Raw genomic sequence first — 19,151 nt, forward strand, 5'->3', positions numbered from 1 at the left:
AACTTGCGGCGTCGATTTATCGAGCACGACCTCGCGGTTACTCATCGTGGGGAGCACACTTTTTGAGCCTTAACTCAAAAAATGCCCGCTGGCTTGAATCCTTCTGCCGTAGGATACCTCTGCAAGTGGTCTACCGATAGCCCAATAAGGGCTAATGCCCAGGGGCGGCTGCTGGGTTTCTCATCCACCTCCAGGGCGTCCACGGCCTTGTCTGCGAGGAAATGAGTTGACAGAGGCGCTACAGCGCGCCTGTGCGATAGGCTCGGATGGCGGCGAGGGTCGCATCGGCGAAGTGCTGGATGGCGTCCACCTGAACCCAGCGGCCGTCTTCCCGATAGCGCAGGGAATGCCCTCGGCTGCGGCCAACACGCAGGTGCCCGATGGAGAGGGTTACGCTGCCGGGGATCTCCCGGGTTTCGACGTGGGTGCTGATGCTCGAGCCTCCCAGGGCCCAGGCGGTGAGGCCGGCGTCTGAAAGGCTGCCTGTTTCCTGATAGACGGCCAGGGCCGCCATGGCGCCGAAGCCGTCGTCCTTCTCCTCCGTTTGGCAAACGCGCCTCTCGGTGCGCCCGGGCAGCCCGGCGCACACGATGTGGGATTGCCTCGTGAAGTGGTAGCGCTTGCCGTTAACCGCAATTCCCCAGGTGAAGACCTCCCACGTGCCGGTTCCGTCCTTCGCCTGGAAGCGTGCGAGTGCTTGCTGTGCGTCCATGAATCCGTCCTTTCGGAATTGCGCCATGGCGCGATTATGGCGCGATTATGGCGCGATTGTGGCGCGATTGGCGCGATTGTGGCGCGATTCTTCGGGTCGTATCGCCTACTTCAGGTAGCGGGTGGAATAGTTGTCGAGGTGCTTGCCGATGTGCGAGACGATGATGCGGCCGGTCTCTTCGTCGAAGGCGAAGTAGAGGCGCAGGCTGTTGGGGCTGGCATCGTCGTTACCTTTCGCAAGGTGGGCCTCCGCGTTAATCTCGCGCCCCTGGTAGGTGTCCTGGTACTGGGCCATGAGCCGGCTGTCCTTGCGGGTCATCTTGCCCGCGCCTCGCTTCAATTCGAAGGTCGATTGGCTGTTGAACTTCTTGGCGTAGTCGCCGGCATCGCGGGAGGCGAAGAGGGGGTATGCGATGGCGCACAGGTCGTGCAGGGCGTTCCAGACCAACGCCGGCTCCGTGATGCAATCGCCCAGCGACTGATAGGCGCGATCGGTGAAATCGACGCGATCGCCGTGGTGCGCGCAGAAGAGCCGAAGGATATCTTCATAGGGCAGCGGCCAGCAATGCAGGTCGTTGGCGCTTTCTGTCTGCCGCCCCGCCCGGCTGAGCTGGCCCTCGAGGGTCGTCGCCTTCGCCTGGGCCAGGTACAGCTCGCTTTCGAGCTCGTCGTTGCGGGCCTTCAGTTGGTCGTTCTCGCGGTGCAGCTCCTCCAGAAGATCGACGGCGACGGCCTTCTCCTCCTCGGCCGCCTCCACCATGTCCAGGGCTTCCGAGACGGACTCGTCCTTCACCCGCTTCGTGTGGATGAGCCAGGCGCGGCGCCGCTTCACTCCGTCGGCCCGCAGCATGGTCTCGTAGAAGTGCACGTCCTGGGCCAGCGCCCGCCGCAGGATGCCGATGAAGGCCTCCTCACCCATGGCCTCGATGTCTCGGGCCGGGAAGAAGCGGTGGCGGCCCGCGTCGCCGGGCTCTTCCACGCGTGGACGGCCGGTGTATACGCGTACGGTGCCATGACAGCAGCGAAAGGCCAGGTCGGGAATGCATGCGCACATCTCCTGGGTGAATGCCCCGTCCTGGGAATAGCACACGAAGGCCGAGGGGCCCAAGGCCGCGGCCACCCGTTTCGGGTCTACAGCGAAGGAAGGTTCGTCGCTGCCGGGCTCGAAACGGGGGCTGATGTACACGAGGGGCGTCTCCCGCTCGCCATCGGCGATGAGGTTCCACAGATCTTTGAACTGCCCCACGTGCAGCAAGGTGGGCTCAAGGGACAAAGGCCGGCCCGAGGCGGTGCTGACAAGGCGATCGTTTTCCAGAATGGTCCGGATGAAGCCGGGGAAAGTGAGCGAGGGCTCGGGCTGGCAGGGACCGAGGAAGCCCGGCGTGTCGCCATAGGACAGGGCGACGGCCACCGAGCCCGCATCTACGGCCGTCCAGGCGAAGGAGATCTCGGTCGTCCAGTGACGCGGGGCCGCACCGGGCTCCTCGGCGATCTCCTCGATGGTGAGGGCCCAGTGGTTCCCTCCGTCTTCCAGGCACAGCTCCGAACGGAAACGGACGGGGCAGCCTTCCTGGAAGGGCACGCGGCCTGTTCGCTTGAGGGCGCTCCAGAAGGCCGCTTCCCGGGGAAGGGCCGGGTACTTGCGCGTGGCCCACGCCCGCAGGCTGCACAGAAGGCTCCACAGGGCATCGTCGCCCTCATCCGTCGTGCGAATGTCGAAGGAGGTTTTGTAGAACATGGTTTTGTTCAGATCGTGCATGAGGACCTCTTCTCGGTGCAACGGTGAGACAGGTATTGGGCCATATGGGGGATAGTGAAGCGGACGTAGCCGTAATCAGTTTGCTCTACGAACCGCTCTGCAATGAGGAGCTCTCGATATTTGTTGGCCCAACTGCGGCTTTTTCCCGCACGCTCGCCAATATCGGCTACTTTTGATGGCTCGGGGCCGTCCTCCGCCATAGCGCAGGCAAACTTCTTAGCTGCAGACGGCAGGGCGTCGAATGCCGGCGCACACACTGCATCGCCGAAGGCCTGGAGCGCGTCGGCGAAGCCTCGCTCTATGTCGGTTTCGGTGACAACGTCCCGCTTGTCTCGCTGTGCCGACTGCCAAACGTAGTAGCCCACCAGTTGGATCATGTAGGGATAGCCCGATGTGAGCCGGGCGCAGCGAGCGGCAGCCTCTTCGCCCAGCTCCTTGCCCGAGGAGGCAAAGGACTCAATAAGAGCGTTCTTCACATCAGGGAGGGGGACATCGCCCAAATGTCGTTGTAGGGATCGGCGCAGGAAGGTGAGCACCTTGTTGTTCACCAGCTCGTCCACAAGGGACGGCAACCCTGCGAAAGCGAAGGCAACGCCCTTCTTCTGGCTGTCGGGAAGATCCGAGAGATCTTGGTCGGTGATGACGTGCTGCACGGCGGTGGCGATGGCAATGAGGTCCTCGGGTGTGGCCGCTTGGGTCTCATCGATGGTGAAGAGGATCCCGCCCCCCTTCTTCAATTTACGGCTGCCCAGAGCTTCGTCAATGGCGCGCCGTAGAGTGAGCGCCGCTGTGTCATCGAAGGAGATGGAGGCGTTGCCCAGGCTTGCGGAGGCGATGCCAGGAATGTCTACGGACGGGCTGACGGTGGCGCGTTCCATATGCCAGCCCTTGGGTGTGAGGGCGCTTATGAGACGCGCGGTGAGGCCTTCGGAGGCCGTTTCGGAAATGGTCATCCAGCCGTGCTGCTCTGCGAGGCGGCGCAGCTCGGTGAGCATGACGGTTTTTCCATAGCCGCGTTGTCCCATGATGAGCATGAGGCGGCCAGGAGCGCCGGCGCCGTTGTCGAGCGCCTCTTGGAAGTCCTCGATGATATTCTGTCGCCCAACGAGAACCGGGGGCATCTTGCCGGCAGTAGGCTTGAAGGGGTTCATGGATGCACCTCCTCGAAGTGTCGCATGTTGCGTTGCACCACTTGCACCAATTTTACACTACTTGCACTCATTTTATACCGTCACATACCACGGGGTGACTGTGCGAAAGCGGAAACTGCTGCCAGCGCCGCGAAATGATGGCCCGGGCCCATGCGAGCCGCATTTACGCGAAGTTCGCCGTGCACACCCGCCAGGAGTTCAACGAGGTGCTCGACGGCTGCCTGCCCCCGCCGCCTCCGGGGGAGCCGCCTGAGGGCTGACGTGCGTTGCGGCAGCTCCCTGCCTCGGGGCTGGCGTTTGCGGGCTGCCGACTGGTTCGCGCGGTGCCGCCAGTTGCCGGGGAGGTCACGGTTGGCGGCGCGCCGCCCCCGCGGCGGGCGGGGTCGGGTAGCATGGGGCCATGACCGTGTTTGAAGCCCGACATATCGGCGTGCAATACCAGCGCAACGGAGAGCCCTTCGCCCCTTTCTCGGACGTGAGCCTTGCCTTGGAGGGCGGCCGGATGTACAACCTCACCGGCCCGTCGGGGTCGGGGAAGTCTACGCTGCTGGCGGCCTGCGCCCTCATGCTGCCGCGCTCGGGTGGATCCCTTGCCTTGAACGGCGTGCCCTTCGATCGCTTTCATCCCACCGAATGGCGCCGGCGTGTGTGCCTGGTGCCCCAGGCTTCGGCTTTGGTGCCGGGCACCGTGCGGGACAATCTGCGGTTTCCCTGGACGCTGAAGGTGAATGCCGGCACGGAGCCGCCGAGCGATGAGTTCCTCGAGGAGCTGCTGGCTCTCGCGCAGCTTAACGGGGTGACCCTCGACCACAGTGCGGCCCAGCTCTCGGGCGGCCAACAGGCCCGGGTGGCGCTGCTGCGGGCCTTCGCCACGCGCCCGACCGTGATGCTGCTTGACGAGGTGGAGGCGGCCCTCGATGAGGAATCTGCTGTGGCGGTGAGCCGCCTGACCCGAGCCCTGCTGACCGGCGCCACCACCTGCCTGCGTATTCGCCACCGGGCCGACGACGGCTACGCCTGCGGAACGTTCACCCTGGCCGATGGCGCGATCAGCTACGAGGCCCATCCTGCGACTGCCTCCAATGCCCCAGTGGCGGGGGAGGGGGCCGCGGTCCGTGCCCCGCAGGGGGCAAGCCGATGACCGGCGGCGTGGTGAACATCGGCTACGGGGAGCTCGTAGGGGCGAGCCTGCTCATGCTGGTGGCCGGTATCGTGTCGTGGCGGCTGCGGCTCGGTCAGACTCGGCGCATCGCCGTCTCCACGGTGCGAGCCTTCGTGCAGCTTCTGGCCATGGGGCTTCTGCTCGTGTACCTCTTCCGCTATCAGACCTGGTGGCTCGTGGGGCTCGTGCTCGTGGGCATGTGCATCGCGGCCACGCAGATTGCCACAGGGCGCACCAAGAACGTCATGGGCGGCCTGTGGGCCGACACCTTCGCCTCCATCACGGTGTCGTCGCTCGCCATCTCGTTCATCGTAGTGGAAGGCGTTATCCACGCCGATCCGTGGTACAACGCCATGCAGCTCGTGCCCATAACGGGTATGATGCTGGGCAACACGCTGTCCGCCTCGGCCGTGGCCACCGACCGGCTGCTGTCCTCCATGGATTCGCGGGCGAGCGAGATATACACCATGGTGGCCCTGGGCGCCACGCCGCGCGAGGCGGCGTTTCCCTCCATCAAGGCGGCGGTGGGCGCGGGTATGACCCCGACGCTCGCCCAGTTGTCGGCTGCGGGCATCGTGCAGATTCCCGGCATGATGTCGGGCCAGATCCTCGCCGGCGCCGACCCCATCATCGCGGCGAAGTACCAGATCGTCGTATTGCTCATGGTGTCGGCGGCCACTACGCTGTCCATCGTCGTGATGTGCTTCCTCGCCTACAAGAAGCGCTTCGCGACCGAGGGCTACTTCCTCGACCCTGCCCTGCGCGACGATATGGGCTCCCGGGGTTCGGGACGCTAGGCCGATCTACCTGCGGCCGAGGCGCGGCGGGCGAGCGGGCCGCGGCGATGAGCGGGTTATTCCCGTCTGTGATCGGCGTGGAGGGGCTCACGGGGCCCGGAGGTGGTTTACAATAGGCGCCGTCAGTTTTTAAGTTCTTTGGGAAAGAAGGCTTTACCGTGCCGGCACGAACCATGGCTCCGCGCTCCTGCGCCCCCGCGCAGCGGGGGGAGACGGCGCCCGAGATCGCACCGGTCGCGGCGCTGCTCACGCGCCGGACGTTTCTAGGGGCGAGCGCCTGCGCCGTGGCAACCCTGCTGACGGGCTGCGGCAGTTCGGAAGCCGGCGTGCAGGCCCGTCAGATCGCCGAAGTTCCCTGCCCGTACAACTGGGACAACCTCATTTGGGATGGCGGCCGGCCCGTCTACTACGAGAACGACCAGATTTGCTCCCGGTGGGGCGTGGACGTTTCCGAGCACCAGCACACGGTGGACTGGGAGGCCGTGGCGGGGGCCGGGGCTCAGTTCGCCTTCGTGCGCATCGGCAACCGCGGCGCTACCGAGGGTAAGCTGGACGTGGACGAGTTCTTCCTGGCCAACGCCATCGGGGCCCAGGCGGCGGGCATTCCCGTGAGCGCCTATTTCTTCTCCCAGTCCTTGGACGAGGCGGAGGCCCGCGAAGAGGCCGCCTTCGCCATCGAGCAGCTGCGCGAGGCCGAGCACGAAGGCGTCACCTTCCACATGGTGGCCTACGACCACGAGCCCGTGGAAATCGAGGGCGCCCGGGCCAACGACTTGCCGCCCGACCAGTTCGCCGCCAACGCGCGGGCGTTCTGCGAGCATATTCAGAAGGCCGGTTTCTCGCCCATGATCTACGGCAATCAGCAGGATCTCATGCGCCTGTCGGTGGAGGAGCGGGCCACCTATCCGCTCTGGCTCGCCGAGTACGGCATCGACGATCCCACGGTGACCTTCAACTTCGCCATTTGGCAGTACACCAACAAGGGCACCGTACCCGGCATCGACACCGACGCCGATCTGAACATCTGGCTCGAGACCCCCTAGAAGAAACTCAATAGAAGGAGCTTCATGAACATCAACAAGGCCATTCTCCATGTGTTCGACTTCGTGTCCTGTGTGAACGTGTTCGCCCAGACGGAGATGGACTTGGGCAACAAGACAGCGAAGCGCTACGTGACGAGCCAGGCCAAGCGGGCCGTGGGCAATCTGGACAGCAAGCGCGGCACCTTCGCCGAGAACAGCCTGTTCGCCGAGGAGCTGCGGGCCTACTTCCGCGGCGAGCGCGACTTCGTGGGGCTTACCCGGCAGATCGGCGAGTTCTTCGTGGGCGAGTTGTCGCGTATGGAGAAGACCCCCTCCACCGACCTGCTCGTCATCGACTTCGAGGGCGACCTGGACCAAACGGTGCGCGAGATGACCGACGAGGAGGCCGAGGCCGCCTTCAAGGGCCGCGGCACGCGGTACTTCGCCATCATATTGCTGGAGGCCCGTCAGGCCTACATGCACGAAGTGGGCTCCAACGATTTCGGCGATGCGGCCACTACCATCGCGCGGCACCATGCCATTCTGCCGAATCCGTCCCAGAAGGTGGCGTCGTTCGCGCTCATCGACGGCGATGCCATGACCGTGTGGTTCGTGGACAAGGAGCGCGAGATTGCCGGCGAGAAGCGTTGGCTCATTCCCGACGGCCTGCTGCAGTGCTCCATGGAGGCCTCGAGCAAGGAAGTGCTCGAGGCCGTGACCACCGTGGTGGAGGAAGTGGCCGAGGAATACGGGGCGAACACGGCCCGGGCGCTCGCCCGCGCGAAGTCCTACGTGGCCGAGAACGCCGAGGACTCCGACGAGGTGGACGCCCATGAGCTGGGACGCGAGGTGTTCGCCGACGAGCCGGTGCTCCAGGAGCGCTTCGATCGCGCGGTGGACGCCGGGGCCATTCCCGAGCGCGTGGTGGTGGAGAAGGCCGTGGCGAAGCGGGTCACCAAGAACCACAAGATTCGCACCGACACGGGCATCGAGCTGACCTTTCCGGCCGAGTACGGCGAGAACCCTGACTTCATCGAGTTCTTCAGCACGCCGGATGGCCGCATCGAGATCGCGCTGAAGAACATCGGCGCCATCGAGAACCGCTAGGGGTTTAACGCCAAGACCTTATCAACATTATGGCGATTCTCGCAAGTGCCGAAAAGGAAAACGTCAAAACCGCCATCTCCCAAGTTGAGGCGTTTTCCCGGGGCATTCGGATTATTGCCGCGGGAGTCTGAGGTGCTCGAGTACCTTTTGAGGGGCTACACCGTTGCCCGTCTCAGGGAACAGCTGTTTATATCGCCGAACACGGGAAAGGGGTGGCGCGTGCGATAATACTGAGGTATATTTTTGCGTATACGGTATATTTATAGCTTAGTGGTATATTACTTATATAAGCACTCTTAGAGAATGGACAAGTGAGGTGAAATCATGTGCCAGAACCCCTTTACTCCAGCCTTTGGTGGTAAGCCTCAGCACTTTTTTGGTCGCCGATCTGAGCTTTCTCTGGTAGGAGACGCTTTGGATAACAGCCTTAGCCCCCATCGCGCTCTCTTCATTACAGGTAACCGCGGGTGCGGAAAAACGGCACTTCTTGAGCAGGTCTCCGAACTGGCCATAGCTCACAAATGGCTTGCTGTAGATGTTCATGCTGAAGATGCTCTCATGTCTGCCGTGAAAAAACTCGCCGGCGGTACCCAGCGAGAAGAAACGCGAAACGCGCAACCGGAAGCATTCGGCGTAACGTTGGGGGGAGTGTCCACGACGTTATCTACAAGCTTCACGGGCATCGACCTTTCCGATTTGATCCAAGAAAAGCTTGATGGATTGCGCTCGCCCAGGGGGATTCTCATTACAGTGGATGAAGCGCAAAAGATGTCGGAGCGCGATGCGGAGGGACTTTGCACGGGCGCTCAGATGGCCATGCGAAAAGGCTACGCAGTTATGCTCGTGCTGGCCGGTCTGCCCGAATCGAAAGAGAAAATAGCCACTTATCGTGGTTGCACATTTATGGAGAGAGCTTTTGACATCAAACTTTCAAGCTTACTCATTGATGAGACCTACGATGCTTTTCGTGGATTACTGGCGCTGAGCACGAACTTGGTCGCTGACGAAGAGGCCATTGATCATATGGCCCGCTTCAGCTTAGGGTATCCCTACCTTATGCAGCTCATTGGGTTTTACGCTGTCGAAGTAGCTGGTGACTGCCAAAAAGGACAGCGGGTATCTGTGGGGCCAGGAGACGTGGCGGTGGCTGAGATGACCGCCTATGCCGCCTATCGCGAAAATGTACTCAAGGCAGCTTTGCGGCCTGTGCGCAATGGGGTGCGGGGATATCTCCACACTATGGCATTGCTTCTTGATGCTGATGGACGCGCTGAAACGCGGAAGATTGCCGCAGCCTTGGAAAAGGAGCCGTCTCAGTGCACCATGATGCGCCAGCGACTTATCGACCGACGGCTTATTGTGGCGGATGGCCGCGGATTCGTTCGCTTTAACCTTCCCTATCTGGGTCAATATCTTCTTGAGGAAGAATTTGCTGACGAAAACGCTACGTCGACGCCAGGTGCATGGTTATTCTAGTGCTTGTGTTTTAGGGCTCATCCTCTACCGGCGTAAGTTGCCGAACAGGCCGCGCATGAGCTGGCGGCCGGCCTCGCAGCCAATCTGACCGACGACAGAGTTCGCCGTCTTCGCCATCTGCTCACGCTGCTTCTGCTCGGCCTTGGCGGCAGCGGCGACTGCGACGGGGTGGCGACTACGGCTCTGCCTTGGCCTCTGGCCGCCAACAGTTCGCTGGCGTTCGGAAAAACCTAGGGTCGTGCCTGCGGCGCAAGGGGTAGAATCGGCTGCGATTACCCAGTGGAAGGAGCATTCCTATGACCCATGCGCCCCAGGCAACGGCCCTCTACGAGCGACGCGAGGGCTATATTCCCCGCGTTGCAGCCATCCATGACCTGTGCGGCTACGGCAAGTGTTCGCTTGGCGTAGCCATTCCCGTGCTGTCGGCGGCCGGCTGCGATGTGTGCCCGGTGCCCACGGGCCTGTTTTCCAGCCACACGGCCTTTCCCGGCTGGTACATGCACGACACGACCGACATCCTTGCCGACTACCTGGCCGCCTGGGCCGGCATCGGCGTGGAGTTGGACGCAGTGTACTCGGGCTTTCTCGGTGCACCCGAGCAGGTGGACATCATCAAGCAGGTATGGGGCACCTACCCGGACGCGCTGCGCGTGGTGGATCCGGTGATGGCCGACCACGGCAAGGTGTACCCCACCTACACGACCGAACTCGTGGCCGCCATGGGCACCCTGGCCGACGGGGCCGACATTCTCACGCCGAACCTCACCGAGGCTGCCATTATCCTGGGTCGCGAATGGGAAGGTGCCGACGTAGACGGGGAGACCGTGCGATCTATCATGGGGGCCCTGCGCGAGCGCGGCGCGAAGAACGTGGTGCTGAAGGGTATCGAGCACGGTGATGGCCTCATCCACAACTACGTGTGGGGTGATTCGGTTGATTTCACCGAGACCACCAACGCGAAACTCCCCTATATGCTCCACGGCACCGGCGACGTGTTCGCCAGCACGCTCCTGGCTGCGGTCATGGCCGGTCGCGACTTGGCTTGCGCCACGGCCTTCGCGGCCGACTTCACCGCCGACGCCATGGTGGTGTCCGCCAAACAACCCGACTTCGAGGCCCGCGGTGTCTCCTTCGAGCCCCTCTTGGGGAAGGTGACGGCGCTTTTGGGCTGAGCGAAAAGGAGGTGAGGAGGGGCTGCGCGGTGATCCGATGCAGCCCCTCTTCCTTGACAGCGGTTCTTCTTCCATCTAGAATGTATGACATGTCATACGGAAGGTGGTCGCCATGGAATCGGTACTCACGGTGCGTTTGGACGGCGCGGTGAAGGAGCAGGGGGCCGCAGTCATGCAAAGGTGCGGCTACACGCCCTCGGCGGCAGTGCGGCGTCTGTTCGATTACGCGGTGCGCCACGACGCGCTGCCTTTCGAGGCTCAGGAAAAGCCCTCTCGTGAGGAGATCCGCCGTCGCGTCGCCGCGTTCGACGCCTGCCATACGACGGGGCCTGCGCTTTCCGACGACGAGGTTCGTGCCCAGCGATTGGGGGAGCGCTATGGAACTGATGCTCGATAACAACATCGTGCTCGACCACATCCAGCGACGCGAGCCCTTCTACGAGCTGTCGCGGCGCGCGTGCCTGCTCGGCATTGTGGGAGAAGCGAACACCTACATCAGCGTGAGCATGCTGACAGATTTGTTCTATCTGCTGCGGAAGGACTTCGGAAGTAACGGGGCCCAGGCTATGCTGGAGAACAACCTCTCGTTCTTGAAGCTTGTGAGCGTGACGCCCGAGGATGCCCAGGTGGCCCTTCGCGCACGATGGAACGATTTCGAGGACTGTCTGGTGGCCCGCTGCGCCGAGAAGATAGGTGCCGACTACATCGTCACGCGCAACGTGAAGGGTTTCGCCGCCTCGAAGGTGGAGGCGGTTACGCCCGAGGAGTTGTTCACTCGCCTCGAGCAGCAGGGCTTCATCTACGAGGAGATTGACTGGTAGGAGCGGGGAGAGCGAAATCGCGTCTGGGGAGCGCATTGAACGGCTTAGGACCCTCGGCGAGCAGAAGCGCGCACTTGTGAGTATGGTTCGGGGAAATAGCTTGGGTGCTCTGGACGGAGAATAGGCTTCCGGTTTCTATTCGTAGAATGCCCCGTTTTCGAACGTTTTTCGATTGGTAAGCGGAAAGCGTTCGAACGTGGTGCTCTACGAGAAGCCGCTGGACGAGCCGGTCCGGCCGCGGCCTTTCCCCATGCCCTCGTGGTCGTGCGCGACTACCTGGCCGACGATGCCGAGGCTCTGCTCGCTGGCGCGTGGCCCGATCGCATCCGCATCGCCCCCGATGAGGCGGGCCGAGCGGCCGCTCTGCCGGCAATGCTCGGGGCGTGACCGCAAAACAGGAGGCTTCGCAGCCGTGTTTCCTAGTTCTCCGCCATGAGCAGATCGAGCAGTTCTTGGCGGGTGTTGATGCCGAGCTTCTCGTAGATGTGGCGGGTGTGGGCCTTGGCGGTGCCCTCGGCGATGATGAGCTCGCCGGCCACGCCGGAAAGCGACTTGCCCTGGGCCAAAAGCTCCATCACCTCCCGCTCGCGCGGGGTCAGGTGCCCTTGCTCGGCCACGGCGGCGCAGCGGCGGGCCAATCGGGTGCGCTCGTTTTCCTCGGGCGGTCGCTTCCCCAAAAAGGCGATGCCCCAGCGCTCGCCGATCTCGCGCTCGTTCAGCACGAGGACCGTCACTACGGCGATGACGGCTATGGCTCCCAGGGCTCCGACTGCGGGTCCCAAGGTGCCGAACAGACTATGGCCGTCGAACAGCAGCGCCCCTTCGTGGCCGATCCAGCCAGTGAGCAGCAGCGATTCCTCGATGCCGAACAGCAAGAGGGCACTCACGCCGAAGCGCTTCGCAATGTCGCAGAGAAACAGGAACACGATGGCGTTGAACAGCCCCACGCCCAGGGCCATGCAGAAGCTGGCCACCACGCTGCCGCCGAGGCCGAAGAGCGGCACGACGAGCAGGCCGCAGCAGATGAGCAGGGTCGGAGCCCGATAGAGGGTGGACAGGGGCAAGCGGTTGGAGAAGCGCCACACCCATACGAACAGCGCTATGCCGCAGATGAGGGTCGTCCAGGTGGAGTGCGAGCCCATGAGCGCGGCGTACTGCCCGCGAATCTGAGCACCGCTGTAGGTGGCCACCAGTTCGAATAGGGCCAGGATAATGAAGAACTTCCAGGGGATGAGTCGACGCTCAGACGGTACGGGACGATCTTCAGTCGGGATGTAGCGCTGGTAGGAGCGCCACGCCAGCGCCGCGGAAAGGGCAGGGAGCACGATAAGGGCCCCGTAGAGATACTGGTCGCGGAATCCTTCCAGGATGAAGGTGAGCACCACGCCGCCCGCCATGGACAAGGAGTAGTACAGGGCCACGCGGGTGGGGGCCAGGCAGCTGTAGATCTCGCACCAAAGGAGGATGAGCAGCGCCGATCCGATACCGGCGGCCACGGTGGCGATGGGAGCGAGGGCAGCTGTCAGCTCGGGGTGGACGAGCCCGGCGACGTTGACGGCGGTGGAGCCGCCGAGCAGCAGGGCCGCGGTCCGGAAAGCCCATCGCCTTCCCGCCAGCGGGGCTAGGCGCGGCGATAACAGGGCGATGGCAACGGCGCAGGCGGCCAGCACGATATCGTAAGGGAGCTTACCGCCAGCTACGTTCACCGGCAGAAGCGCGGCGGGGTTCGCATAGGAGAGCGACACCCAAGCCCGCCACAGGGCGAAGCCGAGGAAGGCCAGGGGCATGTCGAGCAGATGCCCGAGCGATCGCGGGCATCTGCTGTTGTCATCGTTGTCGCTGTGAGCCACGCTTTTCCCTCTCACGTCGTGCCCCCCTGAAGACGTTCCCTATTATAGCGGTCGCGGGGCGCAGGACGGCTGCGGTTTCGCTGACAGCCCTCAACGGCCTGAAGGTATATTCCCTGGTAAATCGGGTGTTTATAGCACCTGTTTACAAAGATAAACAGCCAAAGAGCCCAACGGGGGATGTGCGCGGTCCCTCGGCGGGCCATAGTGGGAGCCCGAGAGCCGCTTCGGATGCTGTCGCCGCAGACGGGCCGGGGCGGGAAGGGAAAGTGGAAACTACAGGAGGGTTCCCATGAACAACCAAACCATGCCCAACGCTACCGCCGGCTCCATCAGCCGTCGCAGCCTCTTCAAGATCGGCGGCCTTGCCACGGCAGCCGTGGCCGGCGCCTCGCTTGTGGGGTGCGCCCCGCAGCCGTCCGGCACCCCGACGGCCGCTACGGGCGAGGGCGCTGCGGCCTCCGATGGCACGCCGAGCTTCCTGGTGCCGCCCGAGCCCATCACCGAGTTCGACGAGACGCGCGATTACGAAGTGGTTGTCGTGGGCGCCGGCGTATCCGGCATGGCCGCCGCACTGTCTGCCGCCGAGGCCGGCGCGAAGATTGCCTGCGTGCAGCGCGAGGCCACGCCCTCTTCCCAGGGCAACATGGCTGCTGGCATCGATCTGAACCAGACGAGCGAGGCCGGCAAGCAGGCGCTCATCAGCTACCTTATCAAGTTGGCTGACCACCGCAGCAACCGGGCTCTCTTGGAGGCCTGGGCTGACAACTCCTTCGAGGCCCTGGCGTGGTTCAAGGAAGCTGCGTCGGCCGGTGGCATCGAGGTGAACCCCGACGAGCCCCAGGCCGACCGTGTGCTGCATATCAACGGCTACGACGTGTACCTGCATGCCAACACCTACTTCCGCATCGGCCACGACGAAGTGGTGAAGGCCATCGCCCCGGGCGCCGAGACGGCGGGCGTGGAGTTCTTCTACAGCTGCCCGGCCGTGCAGCTCGTCACCGACGAGGCGGGCCGCGTGACCGGCGTGGTGTGCGAGGAGGACGGCAAACACGTGCTCTTCAACGCCAGCAAGGGCGTTATCCTGGCCACGGGCGACTACCAGTGCGATCCCGAGATGGTGGCCTACTACTGCCCCGACATCAAGGAGTTCCCGCCGTGTCAGATCAATCGTACCGGCGACGGGCACAAGATGGGCGTGTGGGCCGGCGGCGAAATTGAGCCGACCACCCATACGAAGATGATCCACGATGCCCGCGTCGGCCGTGTGGACACGCCGCATCTGCTGGTGAACGCCAAGGGCGAGCGCTTCATGTGCGAGGGCCCCATGCAGGGCTACCTGAACAATTACGTGCGCGACTACATCCACGAGGCCGATGGCGATGCGGCTGCCGGCAACCTGTACACCATCGTGGATGCGAAGTGGCAGGATCAGATTGCGGAATGGAAGGCCATCGATCCGGAGATCGATGCCTCCAACTGCATGTGGTACTACGAGGGCAACACCATCGAGGAAGCCTGCGCCGCCATGGCCGCTGACACCGAGAGCGGCGCCTATAAGCTGGATGCGGCCGCCGTGCAGGCCACGGTGGACCGCTACAACGAGCTGTGCGCCAAGGGCGCCGACGACGACTTCGGCAAGAATCCCACCTTCATGCGGGCTGTGGACACTCCGCCGTTCATCGTGGTGCCCCACGAGTTCGGCATGGGCCTGTCGGCCATCATCGGTGGCTTGCTCATCAACGCCGACAACCAGGTGCTGAAGGCCGACGAGCACACTCCCATCGAAGGCCTGTTCGCCGTGGGCAACGTGTCCGGCTGCTTCTACGGCGGCGTGGACTACCCCATGGACGTGCTTGGCCTTTCCATCGGCCGCGCCATCACCGGCGGCTACCTCGCCGGCAAGCACGTGGCCGCGCTCTAGTCGGCATCGGGGCGGCCGTCGGGTTTCGCACCGCTTCCAAGGGACGTGTCCCCCGTCGCCGCCCTCGCGGGGTGTGCTGCCTGCACTCACATGTTCTCGCCCTCCCCTTGGCGAAGGCCCGCTTCCGGCGGGCCTTCGCTTTCTTACGACATTGAAAGCCGTCGTGTAAGGACGGAAGGAGGGAAAGCGGCTATACTGGCGGTAGACCATTTCGATACAGGAGGTATCTGCTATGACCGAATCGCAAAATGTGCCGCAGGGTGAAAGCTACGATTCCTACCAGGGTCAGCAGTCCTATCAGGCTGCGCCCCAGCAGCCCTACCAGGCCAGCTACGAGCAGCCGCAGGTGGCCTATCAGCAGGTGTACGCCCAGCCCGTGGCTCCGGCGGCGCCCGCGGCTCTGTACCCCATGACCGACACCGATCGCACGCTGCGCCTCGTGGCGTTCATTTTCGTTATCCTGTCGCTCGTGGGCTCGTGCTGGCTCATCATCCCGCTGGCGTGGATGATTCCCATGGCCGTTATCAGCTGGGGCATTTACAAGGGCACCAAGGCCAACACTGTGGCCTTCGGGGTGTGCACGCTGATCTTCTGCTCGCTGGTAGCCGGCATCCTGCTTCTGTGCTCCAACAAGGACCGGTAGCCTTTCGCAGGGTGCTCGGTCTTCCCATTGCCGAAACGAAACGCGGGCGCTCCGAGAAAGGGGCGCCCGCGTCGTTGTCGGCTGCATTGCAGTAGCCATCGGCGTCGCGCTTACTCCTCGTACAGCGAGAAGTCGTCCTTGCCGACGCCGCAGACGGGGCAGACCCAGTCCTCGGGAATGTCGGCGAAGGCGGTGCCGGGCTCGATGCCGCCATCGGGATCACCCACCTCGGGGTCGTAGATGTAGCCGCACACATCGCAGATGTACTTGTCCATGGATGGCCTCTCTTTCAAGGTTGGGGCGACGTGCTCGTCGCCTCCGGTGCTTGCAGATGCGAGCCCATGATGCCACTGGCCAGCCCGCCACGGCCGCTCCCGACGAAGCCGAAACCGATTTGTGAAGTAGGGCGCTAGCAGGAAGAAACCCAAGGCAAGCAGGGGGAAACTAACCCGTAACGGCGCAGAAACGGAAATACCAGCCGAAACCTAATCAATCACTGCCGAGCGCATCATGGGGGGCAGCATTTCCCATGAGGAAGTCCACCGCCGTCCGCAGGGTCGAGCGGGGCTCGCTGTTGCGTAAGCGCTTTGGCCGTGGCCGGACGCGCCCGCGCCAGCGACTTCCCCATCCGAGAGCGTGATGGCGTCGCGTCCGCGAGACGCGCAGGAAAGGAGCAGGCAATGGTTGCCGCCGAGCAGCAAAAGATTATCGACCGCGCCCAGCTGCAACAGGTGAACGGCTGGCAGCACTTGAAGGTGAAGGGCACTCCCTACGAGTGCGGCTTCCAAGAGGGCTACCTGCTCGTTGACGAGTACAAAGACGCCCTGCGCGTCTATAAGTTCATGACCTTGGAATCTTTCGGCATGACCTACGAGTGGTTTGCCGAACAGGCACTGAAGCTGCACCGGGACATGATTCCCGCTCGCTGGCTGGAAGAGCTGCGCGGCATGGCCGAGGGCCTGACGGCCGCCGGCGTGCCCACCACCACCGACGACATGATCGCCTGGAACGACTGGATGGAGATCACCGGCTACTGGTGGCCCCAGAACGCCGGGAAGGTCATGAGCCGCCCGCTTATGAAGACCCACCGCAAGGAGCACTGCTCCGCCATCGTGGCCACCGGTTCGGCCACTGTGGACGGCAAGCCCTATCTGGGCCACGAGAGCTTCGACGAGTTCTGGAGCGGCCAGTACTTCAACGTGTGCAAGCGCGTGGAGCCCGACGAGGGCTACGCCTTCATCATGCAGGCCTCGGCCCCGTGCATGCTGTCCTCCATGACCGACTTCTATGTGACTGCCGCCGGCCTGAACATCACCGAGACTACCCTGGCCGGCTTCGACCGCTACGACGACGCCGGCATGCCCGAGTGGGTGCGCATCCGCGACGCCGTGCAGTTCTCGGCCACCATCGACCAGTTCGTTGAGCGGCTGAACAAGCAGAACAACGGCGGTTACGCCAACGCCTGGCTCATAGCCGACCACAACACCGGCGAGATCGCCCGCTTCGAGCAGGGCCTGGCCTTCACGAGCTTGGAGCGCACCTTCGACGGCGCCTACTTCGGCTGCAACGCCGTGTTCGACCCGCGCATCCGCAACCTGGAGTGCAAGGACAACGGCTTCAACGACCCGCGCCAGCAGACCGGTGCCCGCCGCCAGCGCTGGATGGAACTGATCGATGCGTACTACGGAAAGATCGATCTGGAGGTCGTGAAGAAGATGCTGGCCGACACCTACGACGTGTATCTCGGCTATAACTGCCCGTCGAGCCGCTGCATCTGCGCCCACTACGACGTGGACCCGCAGTACTACGCCGACGATCCCGATGCCGTGTGGAACATCCCGTTCTACCCGGCCGGCTCCTGCGACGCCAAGGCCGCCGGTCCCGACGACGTGAAGCATATGAAGATGTGGGGCCGCTACGGCCGAGCCGACGGGGTGGAGTTCGTGGCGCGCGACTTCATGGACCAGCATCCGCTGTGGAAGTGGATGGATGGCTACCTGCAGGATCGTCCCACCCAGCCCTGGACCCTGTTCGACTAGGAAGCCGGGAACCCGGATGCCGCGCCTCTCCACGGCGCTCGCGTCCTTTCCATATACCGCATCAGCCTATCGAGGATAAAGGAGCATAGATTATGGAAATCTCAAAGGAACAACTTGCGAAGATGGCTCAGGCCTATAAGAAGGCTGAAACCCAGCATGTGGCCCAGCGCGCCGTCACCAAGAACGGCATTCTGGCGTCGGCCGAGAGCGTGGAGGTGCTCGAGTCCATGAGCCCCAAGAACTTCGCGTTCTCCATCGACGTGGACGACCAGGCCGTGGCCAACCAGAAGATGTCCGGCCGCTGCTGGATGTTCGCCTGCCTGAACGTGCTGCGCTTCCATATCGAGAAGGAGCTTGACCTGCCCCGCGGCACCTTCGAGCTCTCCCAGGCCTACCTGGCGTTCTTCAGCAAGCTGGAGCGTGCGGCCTGGTTTATGGAGCATGCGGTGGCCACCGCCGACAAGGCCCTCGACGACCGCGAGGTGGACTGGCTGTTCAGCGCTCCCATGGCCGACGGCGGCGACTGGGACATGGTGTGCGCCCTCGTGAAGAAGTACGGCGTGATGCCCCATTCCGCCATGAGCGAGACCCACTGCACCAATGATACCGCCGAGCTGAACACCGTGCTCTCGCACCTGCTGCGTCAGGATGGCCTGAAGCTGCGCACCCTGGCCCAGGAGGGCAAGGGCACCAAGGCGGTTCAAGAGGAGATGCTCACCGAGGTGTACCGCATCCTGGCTGTCTGCTTCGGCGAGCCCCCGGAGAAGTTCGACTTCACCTACAACGACGCCAAGGGTAAGTACCACGCCGACTTGGGCCTTACCCCGTTGGAGTTCCTGAAGAAGTACGTGCCCATTGACCTGGACGATTATGTAGGCATCATCAACGTGCCGGGCGAGGCGAACCCCTACGGCCGCCTGTATGCCGTGCAGGACTCCGACCAGATTCCCGAGCGCCGCAACCTGTACCTGAACGTGCCCATGGACGAGCTGAAGGGCTACGTCATCGAGTCGCTCAAGGACGGTGAGCCCGTCTGGTTCGGCTCCGACGTGCTGCAGCACTGCGATCGCGAGGCCGGCGTCATGGACTTCAACCTGTTCGATCTGGAGTCGCTGTTCGGCGTGAAGTTCACCATGGACAAGGCCGAGCGCTTCGCCACCCATGAGAGCCTGCCCACCCACGCCATGACCATCGCCGGCGTGGACATCAAGGACGGCAAGCCCACCAAGTGGAAGATCGAGAACAGCTGGGGCACCGAGAACGGCGGCAAGAAGACCGGCAACAACGGTTACTTCGTGTGCAGCGACGAATGGTTCGACAACTTCGTCTACGAGGTGGCTATCCGCAAGGACCGCCTCAGCCCCGCGCTGCAAAAGGCCCTGGATTCTGACCCGATTATCTGGCCGTTCTGGAACACCTTCAACCCGGTGTCTGCCTAAGGACACCCGCCGGCCGCACGCCCATCGCGCAGTCGGCTCCGCGGGCACCCAAGCCCGCACACACTATCCGCTGTCCGGCGG

General features: G+C 63.4%; 18 protein-coding genes. 13 read left to right on the top strand and 5 right to left on the bottom strand.

Features of this window, described 5'->3' with window-relative positions; all coding sequences use genetic code 11:
• Nucleotides 1-238: 238 nt before the first annotated feature.
• The 3 genes from AAK988_RS08755 to AAK988_RS08765 form a co-directional block, all read right to left on the bottom strand.
• Nucleotides 239-712: a hypothetical protein gene (locus AAK988_RS08755; RefSeq protein WP_369873571.1), complete on the bottom strand. Its 474-nt coding sequence runs from the start codon at nucleotides 710-712 to the stop codon at nucleotides 239-241.
• 105 nt (nucleotides 713-817) lie between these two features.
• Entirely contained in the window at nucleotides 818-2,470 is a 1,653-nt protein-coding gene (locus AAK988_RS08760) for a hypothetical protein (RefSeq protein WP_369873572.1), read from the bottom strand.
• Complete coding sequence (locus tag AAK988_RS08765; RefSeq protein ID WP_369873573.1) at nucleotides 2,458-3,621, bottom strand: ATP-binding protein; 1,164 nt, start codon at nucleotides 3,619-3,621, stop codon at nucleotides 2,458-2,460. The genes AAK988_RS08760 and AAK988_RS08765 overlap by 13 nt, the downstream gene beginning before the upstream one ends.
• Nucleotides 3,622-4,021: 400 nt before the next feature.
• Here AAK988_RS08765 and AAK988_RS08770 point away from each other — a divergent pair, with 400 nt between their 5' ends.
• The 9 genes from AAK988_RS08770 to AAK988_RS08810 all read left to right on the top strand — a co-directional run bounded on the left by AAK988_RS08770 (nucleotide 4,022) and on the right by AAK988_RS08810 (nucleotide 11,565).
• Complete coding sequence (locus AAK988_RS08770; protein WP_369873574.1) at nucleotides 4,022-4,762, top strand: ABC transporter ATP-binding protein; 741 nt, start codon at nucleotides 4,022-4,024, stop codon at nucleotides 4,760-4,762.
• Nucleotides 4,759-5,580, top strand: a complete 822-nt coding sequence (locus AAK988_RS08775; RefSeq protein WP_369880625.1) for an ABC transporter permease — start codon at nucleotides 4,759-4,761, stop codon at nucleotides 5,578-5,580. The genes AAK988_RS08770 and AAK988_RS08775 overlap by 4 nt, the downstream gene beginning before the upstream one ends.
• 158 nt (nucleotides 5,581-5,738) lie before the next feature.
• Entirely contained in the window at nucleotides 5,739-6,623 is an 885-nt protein-coding gene (locus tag AAK988_RS08780; protein WP_135971685.1) for a GH25 family lysozyme, read from the top strand.
• A 24-nt stretch (nucleotides 6,624-6,647) separates the two neighbouring features.
• A complete protein-coding gene (locus AAK988_RS08785; RefSeq protein WP_136435828.1) occupies nucleotides 6,648-7,709 on the top strand; it encodes a nucleoid-associated protein in 1,062 nt (353 codons plus the stop codon).
• 324 nt (nucleotides 7,710-8,033) lie between these two features.
• Nucleotides 8,034-9,185, top strand: a complete 1,152-nt coding sequence (locus AAK988_RS08790) for an ATP-binding protein (protein WP_289636068.1) — start codon at nucleotides 8,034-8,036, stop codon at nucleotides 9,183-9,185.
• A 296-nt stretch (nucleotides 9,186-9,481) separates the two neighbouring features.
• Nucleotides 9,482-10,357, top strand: coding sequence for a bifunctional hydroxymethylpyrimidine kinase/phosphomethylpyrimidine kinase (locus AAK988_RS08795; protein WP_369873576.1), 876 nt, complete (start codon nucleotides 9,482-9,484; stop codon nucleotides 10,355-10,357).
• Between the two features lie 112 nt (nucleotides 10,358-10,469).
• The gene (locus AAK988_RS08800; protein WP_150838739.1) at nucleotides 10,470-10,754 is read left to right on the top strand and encodes a type II toxin-antitoxin system RelB/DinJ family antitoxin; all 285 of its coding nucleotides are present in this window, start codon (nucleotides 10,470-10,472) and stop codon (nucleotides 10,752-10,754) included.
• Nucleotides 10,735-11,178: a type II toxin-antitoxin system VapC family toxin gene (locus AAK988_RS08805; protein WP_369873577.1), complete on the top strand. Its 444-nt coding sequence runs from the start codon at nucleotides 10,735-10,737 to the stop codon at nucleotides 11,176-11,178. The genes AAK988_RS08800 and AAK988_RS08805 overlap by 20 nt, the downstream gene beginning before the upstream one ends.
• 264 nt (nucleotides 11,179-11,442) lie before the next feature.
• A complete protein-coding gene (locus tag AAK988_RS08810; protein ID WP_369880626.1) occupies nucleotides 11,443-11,565 on the top strand; it encodes a hypothetical protein in 123 nt (40 codons plus the stop codon).
• Between the two features lie 32 nt (nucleotides 11,566-11,597).
• Here the strand turns inward: AAK988_RS08810 and AAK988_RS08815 are convergent, their stop codons facing one another.
• Entirely contained in the window at nucleotides 11,598-13,043 is a 1,446-nt protein-coding gene (locus AAK988_RS08815; protein WP_369880627.1) for a LuxR C-terminal-related transcriptional regulator, read from the bottom strand.
• A gap of 274 nt (nucleotides 13,044-13,317) precedes the next feature.
• Between AAK988_RS08815 and AAK988_RS08820 the strand changes: the two genes are divergently transcribed.
• Both AAK988_RS08820 and AAK988_RS08825 read left to right on the top strand, forming a co-directional pair.
• Entirely contained in the window at nucleotides 13,318-14,949 is a 1,632-nt protein-coding gene (locus AAK988_RS08820) for an FAD-dependent oxidoreductase (RefSeq protein ID WP_369873579.1), read from the top strand.
• Nucleotides 14,950-15,181: 232 nt separating this feature from the next.
• Nucleotides 15,182-15,592 (top strand): hypothetical protein, encoded by a 411-nt coding sequence (locus tag AAK988_RS08825; protein WP_369873580.1) that lies wholly within the window; start codon nucleotides 15,182-15,184, stop codon nucleotides 15,590-15,592.
• Nucleotides 15,593-15,702: 110 nt separating this feature from the next.
• On the opposite strand, the gene rd is transcribed toward AAK988_RS08825, so the two are convergent.
• Nucleotides 15,703-15,867: a rubredoxin gene (gene rd, locus AAK988_RS08830; protein WP_135970482.1), complete on the bottom strand. Its 165-nt coding sequence runs from the start codon at nucleotides 15,865-15,867 to the stop codon at nucleotides 15,703-15,705.
• 405 nt (nucleotides 15,868-16,272) lie between these two features.
• Here rd and AAK988_RS08835 point away from each other — a divergent pair, with 405 nt between their 5' ends.
• Entirely contained in the window at nucleotides 16,273-17,631 is a 1,359-nt protein-coding gene (locus AAK988_RS08835) for a C45 family autoproteolytic acyltransferase/hydrolase (RefSeq protein WP_369873581.1), read from the top strand.
• Nucleotides 17,632-17,723: 92 nt separating this feature from the next.
• Nucleotides 17,724-19,070, top strand: a complete 1,347-nt coding sequence (locus AAK988_RS08840; protein WP_369873582.1) for a C1 family peptidase — start codon at nucleotides 17,724-17,726, stop codon at nucleotides 19,068-19,070.
• Nucleotides 19,071-19,151 lie beyond the last annotated feature (81 nt).

Source organism: Adlercreutzia muris, assembly GCF_041223505.1.
GTDB classification, from domain to species: Bacteria; Actinomycetota; Coriobacteriia; order Coriobacteriales; family Eggerthellaceae; genus Adlercreutzia; species Adlercreutzia muris.